Source organism: Micromonospora sp. NPDC048909 (assembly GCF_040649635.1).
Lineage (GTDB): Bacteria > Actinomycetota > Actinomycetes > Mycobacteriales > Micromonosporaceae > Micromonospora.
The window spans coordinates 438,268-457,187 of record NZ_JBEZFU010000004.1 but is presented as its reverse complement, the minus strand read 5'-3'; the positions used below and the strand labels follow the sequence as shown (position 1 = coordinate 457,187).

General features: G+C 74.5%; 12 protein-coding genes. 4 read left to right on the top strand and 8 right to left on the bottom strand.

Annotated elements, in window-relative coordinates:
* Positions 1 to 96 precede the first annotated feature (96 nt).
* Positions 97 to 1,365, top strand: coding sequence for a C39 family peptidase (locus AB0C04_RS14330; RefSeq protein ID WP_357053339.1), 1,269 nt, complete (start codon positions 97 to 99; stop codon positions 1,363 to 1,365).
* A 51-nt stretch (positions 1,366 to 1,416) separates the two neighbouring features.
* On the opposite strand, the gene AB0C04_RS14325 is transcribed toward AB0C04_RS14330, so the two are convergent.
* Together AB0C04_RS14325 and AB0C04_RS14320 are read right to left on the bottom strand one after the other, a co-directional pair.
* Positions 1,417 to 2,712, bottom strand: coding sequence for a PQQ-binding-like beta-propeller repeat protein (locus tag AB0C04_RS14325; RefSeq protein WP_357053336.1), 1,296 nt, complete (start codon positions 2,710 to 2,712; stop codon positions 1,417 to 1,419).
* Entirely contained in the window at positions 2,709 to 4,031 is a 1,323-nt protein-coding gene (locus AB0C04_RS14320; RefSeq protein WP_357053332.1) for a PQQ-binding-like beta-propeller repeat protein, read from the bottom strand. Before AB0C04_RS14320 ends, AB0C04_RS14325 begins: the two co-directional genes overlap by 4 nt.
* Before the next feature lie 110 nt (positions 4,032 to 4,141).
* Here AB0C04_RS14320 and AB0C04_RS14315 point away from each other — a divergent pair, with 110 nt between their 5' ends.
* The gene (locus tag AB0C04_RS14315) at positions 4,142 to 6,037 is read left to right on the top strand and encodes a hypothetical protein (RefSeq protein ID WP_357053749.1); all 1,896 of its coding nucleotides are present in this window, start codon (positions 4,142 to 4,144) and stop codon (positions 6,035 to 6,037) included.
* Between the two features lie 64 nt (positions 6,038 to 6,101).
* Here AB0C04_RS14315 and AB0C04_RS14310 read toward each other — a convergent pair whose 3' ends face one another.
* Complete coding sequence (locus AB0C04_RS14310; protein WP_357053329.1) at positions 6,102 to 7,886, bottom strand: hypothetical protein; 1,785 nt, start codon at positions 7,884 to 7,886, stop codon at positions 6,102 to 6,104.
* On the bottom strand, positions 7,886 to 9,745 hold the full coding sequence (locus AB0C04_RS14305; RefSeq protein ID WP_357053746.1) for a hypothetical protein: 1,860 nt from the start codon (positions 9,743 to 9,745) through the stop codon (positions 7,886 to 7,888). The genes AB0C04_RS14310 and AB0C04_RS14305 overlap by 1 nt, the downstream gene beginning before the upstream one ends.
* Positions 9,746 to 10,009: 264 nt before the next feature.
* On the opposite strand from AB0C04_RS14305, the gene AB0C04_RS14300 reads away from it, so the two are divergent.
* A complete protein-coding gene (locus tag AB0C04_RS14300) occupies positions 10,010 to 11,203 on the top strand; it encodes a hypothetical protein (protein WP_357053326.1) in 1,194 nt (397 codons plus the stop codon).
* A gap of 61 nt (positions 11,204 to 11,264) precedes the next feature.
* On the opposite strand, the gene dxs is transcribed toward AB0C04_RS14300, so the two are convergent.
* The 4 genes from dxs to AB0C04_RS14280 form a co-directional block, all read right to left on the bottom strand.
* On the bottom strand, positions 11,265 to 13,220 hold the full coding sequence (gene dxs / locus AB0C04_RS14295; protein ID WP_357053323.1) for a 1-deoxy-D-xylulose-5-phosphate synthase: 1,956 nt from the start codon (positions 13,218 to 13,220) through the stop codon (positions 11,265 to 11,267).
* A gap of 83 nt (positions 13,221 to 13,303) precedes the next feature.
* On the bottom strand, positions 13,304 to 14,506 hold the full coding sequence (locus AB0C04_RS14290; protein WP_357053320.1) for an anhydro-N-acetylmuramic acid kinase: 1,203 nt from the start codon (positions 14,504 to 14,506) through the stop codon (positions 13,304 to 13,306).
* Positions 14,507 to 14,758: 252 nt separating this feature from the next.
* The gene (locus tag AB0C04_RS14285; protein WP_357053317.1) at positions 14,759 to 16,036 is read right to left on the bottom strand and encodes a TRAM domain-containing protein; all 1,278 of its coding nucleotides are present in this window, start codon (positions 16,034 to 16,036) and stop codon (positions 14,759 to 14,761) included.
* Positions 16,029 to 18,095 (bottom strand): APC family permease, encoded by a 2,067-nt coding sequence (locus AB0C04_RS14280; RefSeq protein WP_357053314.1) that lies wholly within the window; start codon positions 18,093 to 18,095, stop codon positions 16,029 to 16,031. The genes AB0C04_RS14285 and AB0C04_RS14280 overlap by 8 nt, the downstream gene beginning before the upstream one ends.
* A 159-nt stretch (positions 18,096 to 18,254) precedes the next feature.
* On the opposite strand from AB0C04_RS14280, the gene AB0C04_RS14275 reads away from it, so the two are divergent.
* Positions 18,255 to 18,920: a TrkA family potassium uptake protein gene (locus AB0C04_RS14275; RefSeq protein WP_357053310.1), complete on the top strand. Its 666-nt coding sequence runs from the start codon at positions 18,255 to 18,257 to the stop codon at positions 18,918 to 18,920.

Here is an 18,920-nt window from a genome sequence, read left to right as displayed (position 1 = left end):
CGTCCCTCGCCGCGCAGCTCCACCCGCCGTTGCCGAAGCCCGCCGGCTTACGCGATGCTGTCCGGCGGCCAGCCACCTCGACGGACGGACGCGCAGATGACCGCAGCAGCCCCGCCCCGGACCCGGGACATCGTCTACCGCGGGTTCCGCTTCCCGGCCGACCTGGCGTCCGGCACCACCACCGAGGGGCTGCGTGGCGAAGCGGGCGGGCTGCTGCTGGCCGAGCCGGACGGTGCCCCAACGACCCGACCCGGGCCGGACGACGACGACCGGCGGTACGAGTGGGGCCGCTGGACCGCGCCACCGGTGCCGGTCGGCTTCGCTGTCGGCGAGGTGGTTCCGTCCTGGACCGCGCTCACCCCCGCGGGCTGCTGGATCGAGGTCGAGCTGCGCGGCTGGCACGACGACGCCCCGGCCACCGTGTGGTACGTGCTGGGCCGCTGGGCGGCCGACGACCAGGCGTTACGGCCGACGTCGGTGCCCGGGCAGCGCGACGGGGCCGCCCGGGTGGCCACCGACACGCTGGTCGTCACCGGGGCCACGGTCACCGGCTGGCAGGTGCGGGTGACCCTGCTCCGGCCGGCCGGCAGCACGCTGACCCCGGTGCTGCGCACCGTGGGCGCGGTCGCCTCCGGCCCGGAGACGGCCGCCAGCCCGGACGTGACGGCCGGCCCGGACACGGTGGCCGGTCCGGACGGCGTACCCGACCGGCGCGACACGACGACCGCCGTGGACCCCGCGCGGCGCACCGCTCACGGGGTCGTGCTGGCGGTGCCCCGGTACTCCCAGCGCCTGCACGCCGGGACGTACCCGCAGTGGGGCGGCGGGGGCGACTCGTGGTGCAGCCCCACCTGCACCTCGATGGTGCTCGCCTACTGGGACGCCGCGCCGCCCGCCGAGCGCTACGCCTGGGTCGATCCGCCCGGTCCCCGGCCACTGGTGGTGCACGCCGCCCGGCACTGCTTCGACCACGCCTACGCCGGCGCCGGCAACTGGCCGTTCAACACGGCGTACGCCGGGCTGCACGGGGTCGACGCGTTCGTCACCCGGCTGCGCTCGCTGGCCGAGGCGGAGGCGTTCATCGCGGCCGGCATCCCGCTGGTGGTCTCCGCCGCGTTCACCGCCGGCGACGTGCCCGGGCTCGACTACGACACCCGGGGACACCTGATGGTGCTGGTCGGCTTCTCCCCGAGCGGGGACCCGGTGCTCAACGACCCGTACGCGCCGGACGACGAGGCGGTGCGGCGGACGGTGGACCGGGGCCGGTTCGAGGCGGTCTGGCAGCACGGCAGCGGCGGGGTGACGTACGTCATCCGCCCGCCCGGGGTGCCGCTGCCTCCGGCGCCCGTGCAGCCCAACTGGTGACCGCCCCCGCGCCGGCTGATCCGCCGACCTCGCAGCCGGCCGGACCGCGATCTATCGGCGCAGCTGCCACAGTCCGTACGACCCGTCGCGCCGCCGGCAGATCAGCCGGTCGCCGCCGGTCTGACAGTCCCCGGCGGCGTCGGTGAGCACGTCCAGCGGCCGGACCGTACCGGTGGAGAGGTCCAGTTCGGCGACGAGCAGGCCCCCGTCCGGGTGCCGGCGCAGCCCGATCACCGGATCGTCCAGGCGGGCCGGCCGGACCAGATCCCACCGCCCCAGCTCACCGATCACCCGACCGGTCGCCGGGTCGAGCAGGCTGAGGTCCTCGGTGCCTGGTCCGGCGCTGCTCTGCGCGCTGGCTATCAGTTGGCCGTGACTCGGCGTCACCGATGCCCACCGGTCGTCCGTCCAGCCCGGCCGCCCGGATGCCGCGTCCAGCGTCCGTAGCCCGCCGGAGCGGGTCTGCAGGCAGACCACCCGGCCGCAGTCCATCGCGTAGAGAGCCTGGTCGACCGGCGTCCGCCAGCGCCGGTCCAGCCGGTCCAGCCCGTACGCGCTGACCACCGGCGGCGTGCCGCCGATCGTGAGCAGCAGGTCACCGACCACCTGCACGCTCTGCGGCCGCCCGTCCGCCGGACCCCACAGGTCCTTCGTGACGAGCACCTCCCCGGTGCTGGCGTCGCGCACCTCGACCCGGCCGGCCGCATCGTTGTGGACGATGCGGTCCGCCCTCGCCTCGGTGAACCGCAGGTTCACCTCCCCCGGTGCGACGTCGGCGCGCCAGCGCAACGTGCCGCAGCACCTGTCGACGGCGCGCAGCGTGCCGGCCCGGTCCCAGTCGCCCGAAGCGAGCAGCAGGTTGCCGTCGGCCAGCTCCACCGCGGCGCCCGGCTGCTGCCACCGAAGCGCGCCGGTCGCCCGGTCCACCACCATGGTCACGTTGGCCGCGCCGTCCGACGTGGCGTCGTAGCCGGTGACCAGCAGCGTCCCGGCCATGGCGGTGACCGTCCAGAACCGGCCGTTCACCGGCAGCGGCGCCTGCCAGGCCGGCTCCCCGCCGGGCAGCCGGTAGGCGGCCAGCCGCCGCTGCCGCCCCTGCTCGACGGTCGGCTCGACGAGCACGAAGAGGTCCCCGGCGACGAACGCCTCCGCACCGAGCCGGGCCGACACCACCACCACCGCGCTGCGGCGCTGCACCGGGGTGCTGGCTGCGAGGCCGGCGAGCACGAGCAGCAGCACCAGCGCGCAGCGCAGCGGCCGGCCGGCGCCCCGGGGCGGCCGGGGCAGCGCCTCCGATTCCGGCTCGTGGCGCAGCTCGCCCAGCTCGATCGTCGGCCCACTGCTCATTCCCGCCACCGCCACGCGCCGAAGGAGCCGTCCAACCGTCGGCACACCAGAGTGCCCGGGCCGGCCTGGCAGTTGCCGGCAGCGCCGGTGAGCACGTCGAGGAGCTGGGCGCGCCCGGCGGTGACGTCCAGCTCGGCGACGACCAGCCGGCCGTCCCCGACGAGCCGGATGCCGAGCATCGGCGCGTCCGGGTCGTTCGACGACGCCAGCTGCCACGTACCCAGGTCGGCGACCAACCGCCCGGTGCCGGCGTCCAGCACCGCGAACCTGCCGCTGATCTCCTGCTCGCGCAGGACGAGCAGCCGGTCCGCTTCGGCGGCGAGGACGAACGCCCACTCCGTTGAGCTCCATCGCAGCGTGCCCGTCGCCGGGTCGAGAGCCTGGATCCCGCCGGCCCGCAGGTAGGCGCAGAGCACTTCCCCGCAGTCCATCAGGTATGACGTCGTGGCCAGCTCGACCGCCCAGCGCTGCTCGAGCCGGTCCAGGTCGTACCCGGCCAGTGACGGCCGCCGGTCTCCGGGGGCCGGCCGGGCCCCCTGGTCGCGGCCGGACAGCAGCAGGTCACCGATCACCTGGATCGGCTGTTCCTCCGGCGACACGGGGAGGCCGAGGTCGGTACGGCGCAGCAGGTCGCCGGTCGCAGCGTCGCGCACCTCCACCTCGCTTCCCGGCCGGACCAGCACGACCCGGTCGATCACGCCGTTCCGGATCCGGAACTGACTTCCCGGCGGCGTACTGGGCGCCGACCAGAACGGACGACCCGAGCGGACGTCCACCATCTGGACGGTCGCCGAAGCGGGGCCGGGGGGCGTCTCCAGGAAGACCCGCCCGGCCGCGTCGAGCCAGCCGAACCCGGGCTGCCGCCACCGGACTTGACCGGTCTGCGCGTCCAGCGCGATCGTCTCGGGCTCGCCGTCCTGGCCGCCGACGTAGAGGAGCAGCGCGCCACTGCCGGCCTGGACCCGCCCGAGCTCACCGGTGAACGGCACCGGGATCCGCCACAGGGGCGCGGGTCGCTGCGCCTCGCGGGTCGCCCGGTCGGGCAGCGGGTAGGCGAGCAGTTCGCGGTTGCGGTCGGTCACCCCCTGGATCGGCTGCGAGATGAGCAGCTGGTCGCCGGCGAGGAACGCCTCGGCGGTCGGGGACCCCGGCACGACCGCGCTGACGCGGCCCGCGACGGACTCGGCCCCGGCCACGGTCGCCAGCACGAGCAGCAGCACCAGGACGATCCGCAGTGGACGGCCGACGGGCGGAAGGCGGCGCTCGGGTGCGTCCGTGGCCGGGCCGTCGCGCAGTTCGCCCAGGTCGATGACCGCCATCCGCCGTCCCTCCGTCACCTACCGCAACCGCACCCCCGGCAAACCGGCCGTGGACGTACCGGCCCGGCAAATGCGACGCATCACCGCCTGTACGATGGCGCGTCGTGGCTGTGCCGGTGGTAGATCCCTCGCTGAATCCCGTTGCCGAAGCCGACCTGGTCGAGGTCCGGCCGTCGCTGCGGCCTCGACGCCGACCGGCTCGCGCCGACCTGTTGGCCCTCGGAGCCTATGTGCTGCTCGGCGTTCTCGTCTGCCTCAACTACTGGGGAGACGTGCAGGGCCGGGTCTCCTCGCACCTGCCCACCGACCACAGCTGGTTCGAGTGGCTCTTCGCCCACGGCGCGTACTCGGTGCGGCACCTGGAGAATCCGCTCTTCACGGCCCGCCAGAACGCCCCGGACGGGGTGAACATGATGGCCAACACCTCGCTGCTCGGGGTGACCCTGCCGTTGGCGCCGCTGACCATGCTGCTCGGCCCGCAGGTGATGTACGCGCTCTATCTGGGCGGCGCGCTGGCCGCCACCGCCGGCACCAGCTACTGGGTGCTCTCCCGGCACCTGGTGCGCTCGCGCGCGGCGGCCTTCGTCGGCGGCGCCTTCCTCGGCTTCGCGCCCGGCATCGTGCACCACGCCAACGGGCAGCCCAACTTCGTCTCCAACTTCCTGCTTCCGCTGATCGTGCTGCGGGTGCTGCGGCTCGGCGAGCCGGGCCGGTGGCGGCGCAACGGGCTGGTGCTCGGCCTGCTGGTGGCGTACCAGATCTTCATCAACGAGGAGATGCTGCTGCTGACCGCGCTGGCCTGCCTGGTCGTCGTGCTGACGTACGCCGTGCAGCGGCCGAGGGCGGCGTGGGCCGCGGCCGGTCCCTTCGCCGCCGCGCTCGGCGTCGGCGGCGGGCTGGCCCTGCTGCTCACCGCCTACCCGATCTGGTTCCAGTTCAACGGGCCGCAGTCCTACCGGGGGCTGCAGGGCGGGGTGTTCCACAACTGGGGCGAGGACCTGGCCGCCTTCGTCACCTTCGCCCGGGACACCGTGGCGGGCGATCCCGCTGTCGAGCAGACCATCGGCCTGACCGAGCAGAACACCTGGTTCGGCTGGCCGCTGGTGCTGGTGGCCCTGACGGCCCTGGTGCTGCTGGTCCGCCGGTCGTTGGTGGCCCGGATCCTGGCCGTGCTGGTGGTGGTCTTCAGCGTCGCGGCGATCGGGCCGCGGGTGCGGCTGGGCGGCGTGGAGACCGGGGTGTACGGCCCGTGGCACTACATCTCGGACGACCTGCCGCTGGTCGAGATGATGATGCCGACCCGGCTGACCCTGGTGGTCGCCGGGGCGGTGGGCGTGCTGCTCGCGCTGGCCTGGGACGCGGCGTCCCGGGCCGGGCGTCCGGCCGCCGGCCGGGTGCGGGTGCCGGCCCAGCGCACCGGCGAGCCCGCCGACGCCGACGGACCCTCGTCCGAGGTCGCCGCGCCCGCGTCGACCGGGCGGCGCTGGCTGCGCCCGGTGGGGTACGCGGCGATCACGCTCGCCGTGCTGCCGCTGGTGCCCCGGCCGCTGCCCGCCCAGCCGGTGGACCCGCCACCGCACTTCATCACCGCCGGCGGCTGGCGGCCGTACGTCCCCGCCGGACGGACCCTGGTGCCGGTGCCGATCCCGAGCAACGTGCACGGGCTGCCGACGCTGCGGTGGAGCGCACTGACCGGGCAGGAGTTCCCGGTCCCGGGCGGCTACTTCATCGGCCCGAACGAGAAGGGCGAGGGCGTCTTCGGCGCGCCGAACCGCCCCACCAGCACCCTCATCTACTCCACCATGGACTCCGGCACCGTCCCCCCGCTCACCGACGAGAACCGCCGGCAGGCGGTCGAGGACCTGCGCTGGTGGCGGGGGTCGGTGGTGGTGCTCGGGGCGCATCCGCGGGAGGCGGTGCTGCGGGAGTTGATGACCGGCCTGCTCGGCCCGCCGCAGCGGGTCGACGACGTCTGGCTCTGGGACGTCCGGCCCCTGGTCGGCTAGCCGGTCCCCCACCTGGCCGCCGGCCGCGGCGGGCCGGCGGCCGGGGCAGTCGACCGGAAAGCGCTCAGCCCACCCGGTCGCGGACGTCCCACACCAGCGCGCCGTCGATCTCACGGCCCGGCCCGAGCAGGTCGTCGACGGCCCGGCGGACCGGATCACCGTGGACCAGCACACCCTGCACCACCACCGCGGCCCGCCAGTGCCGCAGGTCCGCCACGGCCTGCTGACGGTCCGCATCGGTGATCACCGGCACCTCCCCGGTCTCGGCGACCCGCCGCAGCAGCACGGCGGTGGGCCGGTCCGGGGCACCCCAGCGCGCCGACGGGTCGTCCCGGGCGCTCGGGCCGATGAAGTAACCGCCCGGAGCCGGGAACGCCAGCCCGGTGCGCGCCGACCAGAACATCGCCGGGCTGAACGCCGCGCCGGTGACCGGCGGCACCGCGACCAGCGTCCGGCCGGCCGGCACGTACGCCCGCCACCCGCCGTCGGCCACGAACGGCGGGACCGGGGCGGTCGGCACGGTACGGATCGGGGTCGGCGTGAGCGGCAGCAGCGCGGCGGCCACCGCCCCGGCCCAGAGCAGCCGCACCGGCACGGCGGGCCGTGCCGGTGCGGGGCGCACTTCGCGGACCCGCTCCAGGGAGAGGGCGAGCAGGATTCCCAGCACCGGCACGCAGACCAGCGGGAAGCGCGCCGGCACCGCCAGGTCGAGCAGCGGCAGTCCGGCCACCAGCCGGTACGGGCCGGGGATGCCGGTGTCCGCCCCGTTCACCCGGATCTCGGCGCCCAGCGACAGCAGGGCGAAGAGCAGCCCGCAGCCGGCCAGGGCGCGGACCAACGGCCGCCGCCGGAGCCAGATCACGATGACCACGGTGAGCACCAGCAGCCCGGGCCCGAAGAACGAGTTCTCCTCCGTCGGGTTCGGCGAGAGCAGCCCCGGCAGGTAGTCGTCGCCGACCACGGTCTGCCGGGCGGCGGCGGTGAACGACGCGGCGTCGAGCTGGTAGCCGTACGCGTCGAAGGCCATCCCCCGGTAGTGCTGCGGGCCGAGGAACTGGAACCAGAGCGGGTACGCCAGCAGCACACCCGCCACCGCGGCACCGACGCCGACCCGGCCGAGCAGTGCGGGTGCCGCCCGGCGGGCCGCGGCGGGGTCGGCGAGCGCGTACCCGACGACGAACACCCCGGCGGCGAGGGCCAGGAAGACCAGCACCTCCTCGCCGAGGAAGACCTGCCAGGTGACCAGCAGGCCGAGGCAGATCCCGGGCCGGGTCACCCGGCCGCCCGCGGGCCGGAAGACCAGGGCCAGGATCGCCGGCACCAGGAACTGAGCGGCCATGTGCAGGTGCGCGCCGGCCTGCGACACCATGCCCGGGGCGAAACCGCAGAACAGTCCGCCCACCGCGGCGGCGGCCCGGGAGGTGACCAGGCGGCGGCGCAGCAGCACGTACCAGGCGGTGGCGGTGCCGGCCAGGCAGCAGAGCACCGCCACCGTGAACGCGGCCTGCGAGCCGAACAGCAGGGTGACCGGGGTCAGCGGCACTCCGAGGCCGAGCACCGAGGTGTTCGCCATCAGGTTGACCCCGTCCGGCGCGTTCAGCGCGGTGCTGTACAGCGGGTTCTCCAACCCGACCACGGCCCGGGCCGCGCGGGCCAGCATCCACTCGAAGAGGACCTGGTCGCCCGCCTGGTGGAAGAGCCGGCCCGGGTGGCGCCACTGGCCGCTGGTCAGCAGCAACGCCAGGCCGAGGTAGCCGGCGACCACCAGCGCGCCCGGCGTCCAGGCCGGGCCACGCGGTCGGCGCGGCTCCGCCTCGACCTCGGTCCGGGCGGTCGTCCCGGTGGCCATCAGACCGCGCGGTCGGTCAGCGCCCGCACGTCCCAGACCCAGACGTCCAGCTCGCGGCGGCCCGGACCGACCAGCTGCTCGACGGTACGCCGCAACGGCTCCGCGTTCTGTTGGCGCACCGGCAGCACCAGGATCGCCGCCCGCCAGTGCCGCAGCTCGTCCAGCGACCGTCGGCGCTGCCGGTCGTCCAGCTTGGACGTGCGGCCGGTGGTGGCCACCTCCTCCAGCAGCTGGCCCACCCCGCTGGGCCGGCCGCCGAACCGGCCCGGGTCACCGGTGTTGCCGTTGCGCGGCGCGAGGAAGTAGCCGCCGGGAATCTTGAAGTCGAGGTTGGTGGCGGCCGCCCAGCGCATGCCGTGGGTGTTGCCCATGCTGGGCACCGGGATCGGCACCAGCGTCTGGTCCGGTCCCACGTACGCCCGCCACCGGTCGGTGGTGATGAAGTCCGGCACCGGCGGGCGGGAGACCACCCGCAGCGGCATCGGTGCGATCGGCAGCAGCGCGAGCACCAGGCCGGCGACGGCGAGCGTCCGCACGGTACGCCGGTCGGCCGGGCGCAGCGACCAGGCGCGCTCGACGGCGAGGGCCAGCAGCATCGCGATCACCACGGTGGTGATCAGGCCGAACCGGGTCGGCACCACCGCGTCGAGCAGCGGCAGATGGACCAGCCACTCCCACGGGCCGGTGAACAGCTCCCGGTCCCACCAGGAGACCCGCTCGCCGAGGGAGAGCACGGCGAAGAAGACGCCGGTCGCGGCGAGGGCCCGGACCAGCAGTTCCCGGCGCAGCCAGGCGACGATGCCGACGGAGAGCAGGGCCAGGCTCCAGCCGAAGAAGGCGTTCTCCTCGGAGTAGTTCGGGGCGAGGTTGATGTTGGCCCGCTGGTGGCCGCCGAGCGTCGGGGAGCCGGGGGCGAAGAAGGCGGCGATGTCGTTGCCGTAGTCCCGCACCGCGTCACTGAGCCCGTGGTAGGCCATCGGCCCGGCGAACTGGATGTAGAGCGGGTACGCCAGCAGCGCCCCGGCCAGCACCGCGCAGGCCGCCAGCCCGGCGCCCAGCGGACGCCACGCCGCCGACCAACGGGCCGGCTCCTGGACGAGCACGGCGAGCAGAAAGACCCCGCAGGCCAGCGCGGTGAAGAGCAGGATCTCCTCGTTGATGAACGCCTGCGCGGTCACCAGCAGGGCCAGCAGCGTCCCGTCCCGGAGCGGCCGGCGGGACCGGGTGAGCACCAGCACCCGCCACACGATGAACGGCAGCAGGAACTGGCTAATGATGTTCGGGTGCCAGTTGGCGTGCGAGAGCATCGCCGGCGAGAACCCGCAGAACCAGCCGCCGACGGCCGCGGCCAGTGGGGTGCGGACCAGGTGCCGGGAGAGCACGAAGTACCAGGCGGCGGCCGTGCCGGCGAGACCGAGCGTGACCAGCAGCACAAAGGAGACCGCCGGGCCGAAGAGCAGCGTGATCGGCACCATCGGAATGCCGAGCGCGAGGACGGCGGTGTTGGCCATCAGGTTCACGCCGTCGGGGTAGTTGAACTGTTCGGTGTAGAACGGGAACTCCCCGTGCAGCACCACGCGCACGGAGTGGGCGAGGAAGAACTGCACCTGCGCCGGGTCGCTGCTGTAGAGCGAGGCCACCCGACCGGCGGGGTCCACCCAGATCCGGCTGGTCACCCAGAGCGCGGCGAGCAGGAAGAGCCCGTAGACCGCGAGGTCCTGCCGGCGGCGGGTCCACCGGCGTCGGGGCTCGGGGGTGGGCGTGCCGGCGTCGTCGGCGGTCTGGGCCGCCCCGGACCGCGCGGCGTCGTCCACCGCGGCCCTGCCGTTACCGGCGGCGGTTTCCGACGGCGCCTCGATGGTCGCGGTCCGCGTGGCGAGGGCGGTGGGGACACCCACGGCGGCGTCGGTCTCCGGAACGGACTCGGCGCGGGGCTCGGCAGGCGTCACAGTCGGCGGAGTCTACCCGAGCGCCGAAAAAGCACTAAAGCCACCGCGTCGGTCCTTTGTGGTGCACCGTCCGGTGTGCGCGGTCAACCCGGTACGAGGTGCCGCGCCGCCCTGGTCGGACATCTCGTACTATGACGCTTCCGACATCAGGGTCGAGCGATCGGGGGCGTACAGGTGGCTCGAGTCCGCGGGCGCGGCAAGCTGGCCACCGCACTGCTGGCGGTGCTGCTGGCCACGACGGCCTGCGGTCCGGTCGCCGACCGACAACCCGGCGACCTGCGCGTCGGCTACGACAGCCTGGACGGCGACCTCGCGGTCTGGCCGCCCCGCGGGAGCCTGGCCGGCGACCCGGCGGTCACCGCCGCGGTCACCGCCGCGGTGCGGGCCTGGCGGTCGCCGGCGGACGACCGGGTGCACCTCTCCTCCTCCGGGATCCTCTTCGCCGGCGAGGTGGACGGCGCGCCGCTGGCCCTGGTCGCCGCGGACGTCCCCGGCGAGAGCGCCTCCTGGCTGTTGCAGCTCACCCCCGACGGCGAGCGCTACACGGTCGGACGGGCCACCGAGTACACCGACCCCGGCTACCTCGTCTACTCCGACGTGCTGCCGGTGCAGACCGCCGCCGGACGCCGCTACCTCACCTCGGGCCGGGTGGAGCGTCTGCTGGGGCCGGACGGTCGGGCCCTGCCGACCCGCGACGGCATCAGCGCGGCGGTCGACGTGCCGGCCTGCCGGGCGGTGCCGGTGACGGCCACCCTGCGGGTCACCGAGTCGCTGCCTCGGGGCCGCGTCGCGGACCGGATGCTCGACCTGGGCACCGGCACCACCGACCCGCGTTACCCGTTGGTCCGCGACGAGACCGGCTCCGGCAAGCGGGCGCTGACCGGGTTGGACACCTGCCTGCTGGCCGGCGAGCGGGGGCCGTTCGGCAGCCTCCCGCGCCGGGTGGGCGACCGGACCGCCCCGCAGTCGGCGCCGGAGTCCTGGCCGATGGCGAAGGTGGCCGTCCGGTCGCTCGGTGAGGTGGCCCTCGGTGGCGGCGAACCGGCCGAGCTGGAGCAGCTCACCTGGGAGAGCGCCACCGGCCCGATGACCGCGGTGGTCTACCGGCCGGCCGGCGGCGGCGCCCCGGTGGTCTCCCCGGCCGACCGGACCGCCCCGCTGCAGACGTACCGGCTGCCGGTGCCCGGCCAGCCGTTGGTGGTGCTCAGTTGGCGGGCCAACCGGGACAGCTCGCTGTCGGCGCCGCCGGGCACGCCGCTGCTGGTGGAACGGCCGGGGCTGGTGGTCGTGCCGGAGCCGGAGCGCGCCGAGACGTTCAGCCTGGCCGGGACGGGCAAGACGCAGTACCGGTCGGTCGGCGGTCGCTGACCGGTCGCCTCGCACGACGCGACGGCGGGCGACCCGTCCGGGCCGCCCGCCGTCGTTCGCGTCAGTTCTGCGCGGCCGCGTCGTCGGCGGCGAACCCGACCGGCTCGACCGGCGTGCCGTCCAGCCCGGAGATCCAGCCGGTGACGTCCCGGGCCACGTCCTGCGCGGTGAGACGCAGATCGGTGAGGATCTGCGCCCGGGTGCCGTGCGGGTGCCAGTCCGCCGGTACGCCCAGGTCGCGCAGCGGGACCCGGACGTCGGCGTCGCGCATGGCCTGGCCGAGCGCGTCGCCGACGCCACCGACCCGCACGCCGTCCTCGACGGAGACCACGAGCCGGTGCCCGGCGGCCAGCTCGACCAGCTCGGCCGGAACCGGGCGGACCCAGCGCGGGTCGACCACGGTGACCCCGTAGCCCTGCTCGGCGACCCGGGCGGCGACCTCCATGCCGAGGTGGCCGAAGGCACCGACCGCGACCAGCAGCACGTCGGTACGCGCCGACTCGACCAGCACGTCGACCGAGCCGACCCGGCGTACGGCCGGCAGGTCGGCGGCGACGGTGCCGGTCGGGAAGCGGACCACCGTCGGGCCATCGTCGACCCCGATCGCCTCGCGCAGCTCCTCGCGCAGCGTGGCGGCGTCGCGGGGCGCGGCGATCCGCAGGCCCGGCACCACCCCGAAGACGGACATGTCCCAGATGCCGTAGTGGCTCGGCCCGTCCGGACCGGTGATGCCGGCCCGGTCCAGCACGAAGGTCACTGGCAGCTTGTGCATCGCCACGTCGAGCAGCACCTGGTCGAAGGCGCGGTTGAGGAAGGTGGCGTAGACCGCCACCACCGGGTGGAGCCCGCCGAGCGCCAGGCCGGCCGCGGAGGTGGCCGCGTGCTGCTCGGCGATGCCGACGTCGTAGGTGCGCTCCGGGTACTTGCGGGCGAGCGCGGCGATGCCGGTCGGCTCCGCCATCGCTGCCGTGATGCCCACCACGTCGGGCCGCTCGTCGGCGATCGCGACCAGCTCGTCGGCGAAGACGTGCGTCCACTTCACCGAGGGGGCGGCGACCAGCTTGCCGGTCTCGATGTCGAAGGCGCTGCCGGGGCCGTGCAGGCAGTCGGCCTCGTCCTCCTCGGCCGGCCGGTAGCCGTAGCCCTTCCGGGTGACCGCGTGCACGATCACCGGGCCGCCGAAGTTCTTCGCGGCCCGCAGCGAGGACTCGACCGCGGCGATGTCGTGCCCGTCGACCGGACCCACGTACTTGATGCCGAGGTCCTCGAACATCGCCTGCGGGGCGACCGCGTCCTTGATCCCCTTCTTGACCGCGTGCAGCACCTCGTACATCGGCCTGCCGACCAGCGGGGTGGAGCCGAGGGCGTCCTTGACCGTGTCGAGCACCTTCTCGTAGCCCGGGTTGAGCCGCAGTGAGGAGAGGTGGTCGGCGAGCCCGCCGATGGTCGGCGCGTAGGACCGGCCGTTGTCGTTGACCACGATCACGAGAGGGTTGCCGGCGGTGGCGATGTTGTTCAGCGCCTCCCAGCACATGCCGCCGGTCAGCGCGCCGTCGCCGACCACGGCGACCACGCTGCGCGACTCGCCGCGCAACGCGTACGCCTTGGCCAGCCCGTCGGCGTACGAGAGGGCGGTGGAGGCGTGCGAGTTCTCGACCAGGTCGTGCTCGCTCTCCGCCTGGCTCGGGTAGCCGGAGAGGCCGCCGCGCTGGCGGAGCCGGTCGAACCCGGCCTGCCGGCCGGTGACGATCTTGTGCACGTACGCCTGGTGGCCGGTGTCGAACAGGAGGCGGTCCCGCGGCGAGTCGAAGACCCGGTGCATGGCGAGTGTCAGCTCGACCACACCCAGGTTGGGGCCGACGTGCCCGCCGGTGCGGGACACCTTGGCGATCAGAAAGTCACGGATCTCGGCGGCGAGGATGTCCAACTGTTCGGTGGACATCCGCTTGACGTCCTGCGGGCCCCGGACCGTGGCCAGCAGCCTGCCGTGGTTGGCCGTGTCCTCTTCAACACTCATGAGGGCAGAGTCTAACGGCCGTTCGGCACTCCGCAGCCCGGGCCGACAACCTCCGGGGGCGCGGCAGGGCGCTGAGCAGCCGGTCAGGAGCGGATTCGCAGCCGGCGCGGTGGCACCACCGGGCCGGCGTCCGGGCCCGGCCCGGCAGGGGTCCAGGAGCCGAGCACGGCCGCCCGGGCGGCCCCGGTGACCGAGCGGATCGCGCCGGGCAGGCCGTGCCAGGAGAGCCAGCCGAGCAGCGCGAAGGCGTACGCCTCCTTGGCCTGCGCCGGCACGCCCAGCTCGTCGGTGGTGCGCAGCCGCCAGCGGCCCGCGCCCAGCGCGGCCAGCCGGCCGCACAGGGTGGGATTGCGCACCCCGCCGCCGGCGGCGATCACCTCGGCCACCCGGTGCCGGTCACACTCGGCGGCCACCACCCGGGCCGTCAGCTCGGTCAGCGTGGCCAGCACGTCGTCGGCCGGGACCGGCTCGCCGAGCGCGGCCAGCCTCTCGTCCAGGTAGCCGGCGTGGAACAGCTCCTTGCCGGTCGACTTCGGCGGCGCGGCGGCGTAGTACGGCTCGGCGAGCAGCGCGTCGAGCAGGCGCGGGTGCACCCGGCCGGCCGCCGCCCGGGCGCCGTCGAGGTCGCAGGGCCGGTCCAGGAAGCGGCGGGCCGCCGCGTCGAGCAACGCGTTGGCCGGCCCGATGTCGTACCCGAGCACCGGCGCGCCCGGGGCGACCACCGTGAGGTTGGCGATCCCGCCGAGGTTCAGCGCGGCCCGGGCCCGCGGCCCGGCCGCGCCGTCCGGCGCATCGGCGTCCGGGGCACCGGCGTCCGGGGACAGCAGCAGCGCGTCGAAGGCCGGCACCAGCGGCGCGCCCTGCCCCCCGGCGGCGATGTCCGCCGAGCGCAGGTCGCTGAGCACGGGTACGCCGACCCGGGCGGCCACCCGGGCCACCGCGCCGAGTTGGAGGGTGCCCCGGGCCACGCCCTGCGCCACCCAGTGGAAGACGGTCTGCCCCGGCGAGACCACCACGTCGGCCGCGCCGCCGGCCAGCTCCACCCCGACCGCCGCCGCCTCGGCGAAGACCTCGCCCAGCCGGTTGTCCAGCTGGCAGACCGCCTCGATGGTGGTGACCGCCGGGGGCAGCAGCGCGCCGATTCGGGCCCGCAGCTCCGCGTCGTAGTCGAGGCCGCGGTGCCCCAGCGGTCGCAGCCACAGGGTGTCCCCCTCGGCGGTGAACTCGGCGGCAACCACGTCCACCCCGTCGTACGAGGTGCCCGACATCAACCCGACGATCTTCACCGCGCCAGGTTAGCGGCCCACCGTCGGCCCCCGACAGCTCGCCGCCACGCCCTCAGCTCTGCTTCAGCGACGGCAACACGCTCTGCTTCGGCCACGGCAACACGCTCTGCTTCAGCCACGGCGACGGCCGGTGTCCGGATACCGGACGGCGGCTGTTGCCGCGAGTGAAGCAGAGCAAAGGCGGCGAACAGGGGCGCCGCCGGATCGGCCCGGGCAGTCCGGCAGCGGCACTCAGCCGGCCGTCAGCAGCACTCAGTCGGCCGGCAGCAGCAGCCCGACCAGCTCGACGTGCTGGGTCATCGGGAACAGGTCGAACCCGCGCAGCGCGGCGAGCCGCCAGCCCAGGTCGGCGAAGGTGCGCACGTCCCGGGCGAAGGCGGCCGGGTCGCAGGCCACGTACCCGATCGCCCGCGGCCCCGCGGCGGCCAGCTCGCCGACCACCCGGGCCCCCGCGCCGGTACGCGGCGGGTCGAGCACCACGACGTCGACCGGTCCGGTGATCCGCCGGCGGGCCAGCGCGGTCTCCACCCGGGCCGCGACCACCTCGACCCGAGGCAGGTCCCGCAGGTTCTCCCGAGCCGCCGCGACACCCTGCGCGGCCGCCTCGACCAGGGTGATCCGGCCGGTGTCGCCGACCCGGGCGGCCAGCGCCGCGGCGAAGAGCCCGGCCCCGCCGTAGAGGTCCCAGGCCGACTCCCCGGGGCGCGGGTCCACCAGCTCCAACACCGCCGCGACCAGGGTGTCCGCCGCCGCGGGGTGGACCTGCCAGAACGCGGTCGCCGGCAGCTTCCAGTCCCGCCCGGCGGCCACCTCGCGGACGGTGGTGGGCCCCTCGACCTCGGTGGCGACGCCGTCGACGACCGCCGAGACGGAGACGTCGCCGCCGGTCGAGGCGACCGTCTCCACCGCCTCGGCCTCCGGCCAGCGGGCACCGCTCGCGCTGAGCACCGGCAGCTGCTGGATCGCCGGGTGGGCGATCAGGCAGCGGTCGATCGGCACCACCTCGTGCGAGCGGTGCTTGAGCAGGCCGGCCCGGTCGGCCGCGTCCACCGCGTAGCGGACCCGGGAGCGCCAGCCCAGCGGCCCGCCCGGCAACGCCTCGACCCGGACGCCGAGCCGGTCCAGCTCGGCGTCGGTGAGCCCGCCCAGCCGGGTCAGCTGTTCGCGTACCACCGCGACCTTCCACTCCAGTTGCGCCGCGGGCGCGACGTGCTGCAGGTCGCAACCGCCGCAGCGGCCCGGCCGGGCGTACGGGCAGGGCGCCTCGACCCGGTCCGGGGAGGCCGACAGCACGGTCACCGCGTCAGCCCGGACGAAGCCGCGGTGCACCTCGGTGACCTCGGCGACGACCCGCTCGCCGGGCAGCGCGTGCCGGACGAAGACCACCTGCCCGTCAACCCGGGCCACGCAGTGCCCGCCCGGGGCGACCTGGCCGACGGTCAGCTCGACCCGCTCCGCCTCGGCCAGCCCACGCTCCTCGCCCCCGCCACCCGTCTCCGGGCCGCCCGGGCCCGCAACCGGCTCAGTCACGACCGCTCCCGGACTCGCCGGGCGGCGCGGAGACCACCGGCGGAACGTCCGGCGGCAGGGCGCTGCGCGGCACCACCCGGGGCCCGCGGGCCGGGCCGAGGGAGAGCGTGGCGTCCAGCCGGTCCAGGTCCTTCCTCGCGGTCGAGGCGAGCTGCCACGGCACGCTGGTCACCATCACCCCCGGTTCGAAGAGCAGCCGGGTCTTGAGCCGCAACGCGCTCTGGTTGTGCAAGAGGTTCTCCCACCAACGCCCGACCACGTACTCGGGGATGAAGACGGTGACCACGTCGCGCGGCGACTCCCGGCGGGTGTTGGCGACGAAGTCCAGGATCGGCCGGGTGATCTCCCGGTACGGCGAGTCGACCACGGTCAGCGGCACCGGCAACTCCCGCCGCTCCCACTCCTCCTGCAGGTCCCGGGTGTCCTTCTCGTCCACGTTCACGGTCACCGCGGTGATCGTGTCGGGTCGGGTGGCCCGGGCGTACGCGATGGCCCGCAGGGTCGGCTGGTGCAGCTTGCTGACCAGCACGATGGCGTGATTGCGGGCGGGCAGCACCGCGCGGCCCTCGTCCGGCGGGGTCAGCTCGGCCGAGACCCGGTCGTAGTGCCGGCGGATGCCCAGCATCACCACGTAGATCAGCGCCATCGCGGCGATCGCGATCCAGGCGCCGAGCAGGAACTTGGTGATCAGGACGATCACCAGCACGGCGCCGGTCATCACCATGCCGAAGGTGTTGATCGCCCGGGACCGGTAGATGCGGCGGCGCGCCTCCGGGTCCCGCTCGGTGCGCAGGTGTCGGTTCCAGTGCCGGATCATGCCGGCCTGGGAGAGGGTGAACGAGACGAACACCCCGACGATGTAGAGCTGGATCAGCTTGGTCACCTCGGCCTGGAAGCCGACGATGAGCACGATCGCGAAGACGGCGAGGAAGACGATCCCGTTGGAGAGCGCCAGCCGGTCGCCCCGGGTGTGCAGCTGCCGGGGCAGGTAGCGGTCCTGGGCGAGGATCGAGCCGAGCACCGGGAAGCCGTTGAACGCGGTGTTCGCGGCCAGGAAGAGGATCAGCGCGGTCATCCCGGCGACCACGTAGAGCAGGATCGACCCGGAGCCGAAGACCGTCTCGCCGAGCTGGGTGGTGACCGTCTTCTGCACGTAGCCGGCGGGTCCGGAGACGATCTGCGCGGCCGGGTCCTCGACGAACTGCAGGTGGGTCAGGCGGGCCAGCCAGATGATCCCGACCAGCATGCTCACCGCGATCACACCGAGCAGCAGCAGCGTAGTGGCCGCGTTGCGGCTCTTCGGCGCCTTGAACGCGGGCACCCCGTTGGAGATCGCCTCGACCCCGGTGAGCGCGGCGGCACCCGAACTGAACGTCCGCAGCAGCAGGAAGACCAGGGCGAACCCGGTCACGCTGTGCTCGGCCTGGATGACCAGATCGGCGCTGGGCGCGCGGAGCTCGTCGCCGAGCACGAAGACCCGGACGAGGCCGGTGAGGAGCATGCCGACGATCACGATCACGAACCCGTAGGTGGGGATGGCGAACGCGGTGCCCGACTCGCGCAGCCCGCGCAGGTTGACCGAGGTCAGCAGGACCACCGCGATCACCGCGATCATGACCTTGTGGGTCGCCACGAAGGGCACCACCGAGCCGAGGTTGGCCACCCCGGAGGAGACCGACACCGCCACGGTGAGCACGTAGTCGACCAGCAGCGCGCTGGCGACGCCGAGGCCGAACTTCGGTCCCAGGTTGACCGAGGCAACTTCGTAGTCACCGCCGCCGGAGGGGTAGGCGTGCACATTCTGCCGGTAGCTGGCCACCACGGTGAGCATCACCACGACCACGGCGAGCGCGATCCACGGGGAGAACACGTACGCCGAGGCGCCGGCGATGGAGAGGGTCAGCAGGATCTCGTCGGGCGCGTACGCGACGCTGGAGAGCGCGTCGGAGGCGAAGACGGGCAGCGCGATGCGCTTCGGCAGGAGGGTGTGCTGCAGCCGGTCGGACCGGAACGGTCGACCGAGGAGGAGTCGCTTCAGCAGCGAGGTGGGACTGGCCACGAACGCCAAGGGTACGACCACCCCGCCGGGATCGGTGGGGTGGGCGATCATCGGCCGCCGTGCCGGCGCGGTACGGTCGGTCCCCGTTCCCGGCCGGGACGTGGCAGGCTCGCACTCGACGGGTCCGGCGCGGACGGGTACGCACCTTGGGAGGGAAGCGTGCATGTCGTGATCATGGGTTGTGGGCGGGTCGGGTCGACCCTCGCGCACAGCCTGGAGGCCCGCGGGCACTCGGTCGCGGTGATCGACCACGACGCCGACGCCTTCCGCCGGCTCGGCCCGGACTTCGCCGGGATCACCGTGACCGGCGCCGGCTTCGACGGTGACGTGCTGCAGCAGGCCGGCATCGAGCGGGCCGACGCGTTCGCCGCGGTCTCCAGCGGCGACAACTCCAACATCATCTCGGCCCGGCTGGCCCGCGAGACGTTCGGCGTCTCCCGGGTGGCGGCCCGCATCTACGACCAGCGCCGGGCGCAGGTCTACGAGCGGCTCGGTATCCCGACCGTGGCCACCGTCCGGTGGACCGCCGACCGCATGCTGCGGCACCTGGTGCCGGAGGGGAACGTCGAGATCTTCCGCGACCCGACCAGCACGGTGTCGATCGTCGAGGTGCCGTTGCACAAGGACTGGGTCGGCCGGTCGGTACGCGCGCTGGAGGAGACGACCGGGGCGCGGCTGGCCTACCTGACCCGGTTCGGCATCGGCACCCTGCCCACCGCGTCCAGCTTGGTCCAGGAGGGTGACCAGGTCTTCATGCTGGTCACCGACGACATCGTGGCGACGGTCACGTCGGCGGCGGCGACGCCGCCGGAAGGGGGGCACTGA

Bases quoted from the DNA above. Each gene is read 5' to 3' on its own strand.
- AB0C04_RS14325 (WP_357053336.1), bottom strand. From the start codon at position 2,712: ATGAGCAGTGGGCCGACGATCGAGCTGGGCGAGCTGCGCCACGAGCCG.
- AB0C04_RS14310 (WP_357053329.1), bottom strand. From the start codon at position 7,886: ATGGCCACCGGGACGACCGCCCGGACCGAGGTCGAGGCGGAGCCGCGC.
- dxs (WP_357053323.1), bottom strand. From the start codon at position 13,220: ATGAGTGTTGAAGAGGACACGGCCAACCACGGCAGGCTGCTGGCCACG.
- AB0C04_RS14320 (WP_357053332.1), bottom strand. From the start codon at position 4,031: ATGGCGGTCATCGACCTGGGCGAACTGCGCGACGGCCCGGCCACGGAC.
- AB0C04_RS14330 (WP_357053339.1), top strand. From the start codon at position 97: ATGACCGCAGCAGCCCCGCCCCGGACCCGGGACATCGTCTACCGCGGG.